The sequence below is a fragment of the uncultured Porphyromonas sp. genome (assembly GCF_938023125.1).
Lineage (GTDB): Bacteria > Bacteroidota > Bacteroidia > Bacteroidales > Porphyromonadaceae > Porphyromonas.
On record NZ_CALHDW010000018.1, the window covers coordinates 392,357 to 398,596 of the forward strand.

Annotated in this window: 4 protein-coding genes and 3 tRNA genes; all 7 read left to right on the top strand. The window is 49.2% G+C overall.

The features are described 5' to 3' along the window. The first annotated feature begins 78 nt into the window (after positions 1 to 78). The 7 genes from Q0090_RS07795 (at position 79) to Q0090_RS07825 (ending at position 6,122) form a co-directional block, all read left to right on the top strand. The gene (locus Q0090_RS07795; RefSeq protein WP_297949403.1) at positions 79 to 1,644 is read left to right on the top strand and encodes a hypothetical protein; all 1,566 of its coding nucleotides are present in this window, start codon (positions 79 to 81) and stop codon (positions 1,642 to 1,644) included. Between the two features lie 5 nt (positions 1,645 to 1,649). Continuing rightward, complete coding sequence (locus Q0090_RS07800) at positions 1,650 to 2,297, top strand: ATP-binding cassette domain-containing protein (protein ID WP_297949405.1); 648 nt, start codon at positions 1,650 to 1,652, stop codon at positions 2,295 to 2,297. After that, positions 2,294 to 3,514: an ABC transporter permease gene (locus tag Q0090_RS07805; RefSeq protein WP_297949407.1), complete on the top strand. Its 1,221-nt coding sequence runs from the start codon at positions 2,294 to 2,296 to the stop codon at positions 3,512 to 3,514. Before Q0090_RS07800 ends, Q0090_RS07805 begins: the two co-directional genes overlap by 4 nt. A gap of 189 nt (positions 3,515 to 3,703) precedes the next feature. Further along, positions 3,704 to 3,786 (top strand) — tRNA-Tyr (locus tag Q0090_RS07810). A 21-nt stretch (positions 3,787 to 3,807) separates the two neighbouring features. Beyond that, positions 3,808 to 3,880, top strand: a tRNA-Gly gene (locus Q0090_RS07815). A gap of 148 nt (positions 3,881 to 4,028) precedes the next feature. Then, positions 4,029 to 4,099 (top strand) — tRNA-Cys (locus Q0090_RS07820). Between the two features lie 235 nt (positions 4,100 to 4,334). Beyond that, positions 4,335 to 6,122, top strand: a complete 1,788-nt coding sequence (locus Q0090_RS07825; protein ID WP_297949409.1) for a hypothetical protein — start codon at positions 4,335 to 4,337, stop codon at positions 6,120 to 6,122. Positions 6,123 to 6,240: the final 118 nt, after the last annotated feature.

The window sequence follows — 6,240 nt, forward strand, 5'->3', positions numbered from 1 at the left end:
CCATTATATACATATCTTTGTTGCCGAAAGAGCCAGCCAATAATGGGTTGGGAGTTTAAACTAAAAGATGATATAGAGATGAAGACAATTCGTTACACTTGCCTTGTGGCAACGTTGCTAGTGGTAGGACTTCTTGCCTCTTGTAGCCCCAAGGGTGCTAAGAAATTACTCGAGACGATCCCTCAAGAGAGTCTATTTGTGGGCTATTGCAACGGAGCAGATTTGATCAAAAAGGGGAATTTTGAAAAGTATATCCCGAAAGATGCTGCCGAAGATGAGAACTTTATTCTTTTGAAGGATCTGGTTAAGTCTGTAAAGTTGCACGATCTGTTCTTCTTTATCACTCCGGAAAAGAATCTTACCTTCACTTTTTTCGTAAAAGACTTTAAGCAGTTTAGCGAGACTTATTCTCAGTTGGACTTGGACGGGAAGCGTGAAGAGAAAGAAGGATACTGGATTGCCTCTAATAAGAATTGTACCGTAGTAAGTAATAAAAAACAGGTCTGGATTATCTCCAACGACATGGGGTTGGATCCTCTTGAGACCGTCAAGAAATATGTAGAGATAAAGCCCGAGAAGAATGCTAATACCATACCGCACATCAGCGATATCTATGCTAAGGATGCCGGTATGTATATGAATTATGCTCTCCTTGCTCATCTGGATGAACTTCGCGGTCTGAACTTTAACCGCAACTGTGTAGAGGACGAAGATATAGATTGGCGAGACTGGGATGAGGATTTGGATGAACTCTCTAAAGAGGGGGTAGAGCAAGATGAAGTAGAAGCCATTGAGGAAGAAGCACCTCAAACCATGGACTTTGAAAAAGCGCTCCCCATGCTCGAAGAGCAAAAGGTTATGCGCATGATTGCTACCATTTCTTTTGAGAAAAAAGAAATTAGGAGCGAAATTAAACTTTATGATCCGGAGGGGAAGCCCTACACCAGTCCTTTTATGAGTGATGTTAAGGTGACAAAGGAACTTCTTTCCAACTTTCCAAAGGATGTTGCGCTTATCGCTGTTTCGTCTCTTGGAGAGAAAACCTTAGACGCAGTGTGCGAGGCATTGGCTCTTACAAGTGCGTCGGATGCTGAGGCTCTCTTGGCGAAGCAGGTTATTTGCCGCCTTGGAGGAGAAATAGCCGGCGCCGTAAAATTACCAAGCTCAATCATGACTTGGGATTCTACCCCAGAGTATATGTTGCTCGCCCAGAGCAAGAATAGTGCCGAACTTCTCCTGCATCTGGATACCCTCTTGTGCCAAATGAATGATGCGAAGAGTTCGCAAAATAATGGAGTGTATCACCTGGATGAGGACTTCCTCAGTAGCGAAAGGGGAGCCTACTATGGGGTTCTAAATAACTATGTGTACTACCGAAATGCGCCTTTTGTTCAGCCCAAAGAAACGGCTCTTGAGAATAAACATATTGCCTCGTTTGTGGGGAGTTATGGGGGATTGTTCGTTGACTTATCTTCCCAGTCCTCTCTAAGCGCACTTATAAAGCAAATTGCAGAGTATAGCTTGGATGGGTACCTCATGATGCGTATGTCTTCTCCACACGAATCTACCATAGTCTTCCGCAATGATGCTGCCGAGGGGAATAATATCCTAGAGGGCTTTGTGAAACGCATGTTCCAAGCATAAGCAAAGTGCAAACAATTACCTTACAAGATACCCTGCCTTGTGTCTTCTCGGCAGAGCCGCCTCTCCGGTCGGAGGTGTGGCTTCAGTCGGGGCTGGACCTAAGGCAGGGTATCTCCTATCTCGTGTCGGCAGAGAGCGGAGCCGGCAAGTCGTCGCTGTGTGCCTATATCTGTGGTTATAGGCGTGACTACAAAGGCTCAATCCTCTTCGATGGTAGGGATATAAACTCCCTCTCTGTGGGGGATTGGTGTAGGATAAGAAGGGAAGAAATTGCCTATTTGCCCCAAGATTTGGCCTTGTTTCCGGAGCTCTCGGCAGCGGACAATGTCTTCCTAAAGAATCGACTTACCCACTACAAATCCAAAGAGGAGATCGTTCGGCTTTTCGATGTTCTGGGTCTTAAAGACAAGTGGAATAGCCCCGTGAGCAAGTTGTCGGTAGGTCAGCAGCAGCGTGTGGCTATCATACGTCTCCTTTGCCAAGCGTGCCAATTCTACCTTATGGATGAGCCCGTGAGTCACTTGGATGAAGAGAATAATAGGATCGTCGCAGAGCTTGTGCGTGAAGAGGCAAACAAGCAGGGTGCGGCTATTATATCCACCTCTGTTGGCAATCCCTTACTTCTAGATTATACGCATACACTCAAGCTATGAACCGCCATCTCTTAGGGAAACTCTTGCGCAAAAACGTAAGTGTGGGACAATTGGTCGGCTTTGCTCTTGCCAATGTGATAGGGCTTTGTATCGTGATGATAGGGCTGCAATTCTATGCTGATGTGCGTACCGTTTTTTCGGGCGAGGATAGCTTTATCAATAAGGATTATTTGGTGCTGACCAAAAAGGTCGGGGGGCTAGATGCCGTGGGCGGTCTCTTCTCGAGGGGCGATAGCAAGGCGGGTGTCTTTTCGTCTAAGGAGATAGCGCAACTCTCATCCCAGCCTTGGGTGCGTAAGTTGGGTACCTTCTCATCGTCTAAATATAATGTGGTGGCCGTTGTGGCACAGCCGGGGCAGGGCGGTTTGGAGACGCAAATGTTTTTTGAGACTATGCCCGAGGAGTTTCTCGATGTGGAGGGGGCCGATTGGCAATTTGATCCGGTTCGACCTCAGGAGGTGCCCATCATTATCCCCAAAGACTATTTGGCACTCTATAATTTTGGCTTTGCATCATCGCAAGGATTGCCCCGTGTTAGCGAAGGCATGGTGGGGCTGATCCCCATTCAATTCTATCTGACGGGGTCTCAAGGGCAGAGTCTGAGCGTTACGGGCCATATTGTGGGCTTCTCTAGTCGTATCAATACGATAATAGTGCCGGAGAGCTTTATGGCGTGGAGTAATAGGCAGTTGGGTATCGTTTCTCCCCCGGATGAGGTGAGCCGAATAATCTTAGAGGTCTCTCAACCCGGGGATGCCAAGGTGGAGCAATACCTCGATGCGCATAATTACGAGGTGGCAGGAGATAAGATGAATAGGAATAAGGCAAACTACCTCTTGACCATTAGTCTTGTTATTGTGCTTGCGGTGGGGCTTCTGATTTCTACCTTGTCCTTCTTTATTCTCACCCTCAGCATTCATCTTCTTCTGCAGAAGAATACGGAGAAGTTGCGCATTTTGCTCTTGTTGGGATACTCTCCCTTTGAGGTGGCTCGCCCCTACGAGAGGCTTGTTGCTCTGGTGAACCTTGGCGTTTACTTTTTTGCTGCCATCGCCCTTTTTGTGGTACGTGGCCTATATCTGCCGAGATTAGAGGGCCTTGCAGCGCCTAGTAGTATATTCTCAGCTCTGGGGCTGGGTTTGGTCATCATACTACTGATCTCTCTGGGGAATATTCTTGCCATCAGAGGCTTCATGAGACGTCTTAGATACCTATGATTTTCGCAGGGCCGAAGTCTAAAAAGAAGGATTTTTTGCCAGATGTTTGGTGATTTCTGATTTTGTGTGTACCTTTGTCTCCGATTCTTGAATGCCCTCCTATGGATTGGTGTGTTTACAAGAGAATGCGGATCGTCCTTCCCGCTCAGAGGAGTGATAGTAATAAGGGATGATGCGCTGCAGACGGAGGGGCAGTTACCAGAGTGGCCAAATGGGGCTGACTGTAACTCAGCTGGCTTACGCCTTCGGTGGTTCGAATCCATCACTGCCCACTCCTTTCCGTCATCAGGAATGCGGAAGTAGCTCAGTTGATAGAGCATTAGCCTTCCAAGCTAAGGGTCGCGGGTTTGAGCCCCGTCTTCCGCTCTACGCTGACTAAGCAAGCTATAAGATGCGCGTCTCTCTCTCTGAGATGCGCATCTTGCTTTTTATACCACCCCGAGCACTAGACTCGGCGCCACAGGCTTGTGTATGTGGGAGGAATTTAGTTACTTTGCAAGCGCAAACCACACAGGGTTCCTTGGCCGAGTGGTTAGGCACCGGTCTGCAAAACCGTTTACGGCGGTTCGATTCCGCCAGGAACCTCAGAAGTAGGGCTCCGCTATCCGACAGGATGGCGGAGCTCTCTGCTTTTATCAGTACAGCTATCTCTCCCTACCATCACTTCTACATCTAAGCCACGAGGCACATCGCCTAATATGTGGTGGTTATTGGCTATCTTTATGATAGTCGATATCCGATGAGGGAGGGTAGTAGCCACTTCCCTTATAGGCACCCACGATTAGACTCTCGGCGGCTACCACGAGAGACATTTCGATACATGAAGCATATCTCCCCCTTTATCTTACTGGACCTCAAGATGAAGCCCAGAAGTCTCTTCGAAGAATACACTATGGAAGGCAGTCAAATAACTTCGGAAGAGAGAGAGCTTGCCTTCGCCCGCATGGTCTGGGCAGGCTACCACCTCAAAGAAGAAGCTCTCCGCTACTTGGCTGAGAAAGGTGCATCACGAGACGAGCCTCGCTGGTTCGAAGTCCGCGGTACTCTTGCCTCTATAAACGAAGACCTGATACAGCGCATCACAGAGCGGGTGCGCATAAAAAAGGAAGACCCAGACATAGCTGAGCTATTGGGCTTCACCCGCTCCAACTACAAGCCCAAAGTCTTGCGCTCCTTTTCACTGGAGGAGCACGCGGACCTTCTCGAAGAGATATTCCGAAGAAGCTTCTCGATGCGAGAGCTCGTCCGAGAGTATATCAAAGATCGGCCACCTTACCATCCGCTACTTGATCCCTCCATTGACCTAAGCGATAGTGTGCGCTGCCTCAAGCGCATCGAGATGATGGAGCAGTGGGATAAGACGCTGGAGATCAACACGGATTTTGTGTGGTGGACTTACCGAGGTCTCTATGCCTCTTGGTTTCTCATGCACTGGGAAAGGCTCCAAGATCAAAAGGCCTTCCCTCTACCCAATTATGTCGCGGAGCACACAAACCCAGAGATGTGGAGCCTCCCACCATGCCACCCTATCGAGCTTGCACTGGCCAAGAAGTATTTCCCCATTGAGGAGCAGGAGTATCTCAAAGCCAACGATGACCTCCAGCGAGAGCGCCTCCTATCCTTAGCTACCAGACAAGCGGAGATCCTTTGGCTACAAGCCCCTGCATTCGATGATCCCGTCTATGTATGGTGCACGAGCTATGAGGGCAAGCCCGCTCAGCACACCTCGCGCCTATACGAAGAGGGAGTAGTATCCATCTGTATCCAAGACTACGCCCAGACAGGCTGCGATAGGGGACACCAAGAGTACTTCGACGCACTCGCCGCAGGGGAGAAAAGCCCACGTCCCAAGGGCGCTGCGTACATCCAGGACTTTATGAAGCTGGCGAGCAAAGCCAAGGAGCAAGACCTCCTCGTCGTAGCAAGATACAAGGGGGAGAGCGCCGTACGCATTGGCCTTATCAAGCAAGGGACAGAGTATTATATGGAGCAGCACGCAGGCTACCGCCTCTACTGCTTCAAGCTTAAGAGTGCCTACTGCACACCCTGCTGGGGGGCTCTTTGGGACGACCTTGACCCCAAAGATTATCCGCTCCTGCAGAGCACCATCAAGACAATGAGGACCATCACTCAGGTGGTCAATCAGCGAAAGAAAGAGGCGGTCTACAGAGCCTACTATGGCGTCATCTACCCACAGCACTACAGTCTCCTCTCCGATGAGGCTACCGAGGAGCTATGCAAGATGTGGCTTACCTCTGACCTTGCAGATGCCTATGGACTATCCGTCACACATATAGATCCTAAGGGCTCTACTCCCCACGTAGATATCAGTGGGAGATCCTGGGGAATGACCACCCTTGCCCAAGTAACTCCCAGTAGCGACCCAGACAAAATCAAGAAGAAAGAGAATAGACTCCCAAGCATAGATGACCCTTACACCCAGTACGTCGTCTTCGCCGACTATATGCCTGACATACACCGACGCCCTTGGGGGAAGGATCGACACCGCATCGGACTTGAGGAGGTTTGGAACGGCCTCTATGACATACCTAAATACAGAGAGCAGATAGCAGAGCTCTGCTCTCTAAGATATCAACCCGAGAAATAACATCTAAGGACTACCACATGAGACCGTTGCGCAAGACCTCATATATAGGTGTATGGGTGCATCGGTAGAGCTATATAGGATGGCGAAGAAAGCTATATAGCTTTGGACTGATTCCTAT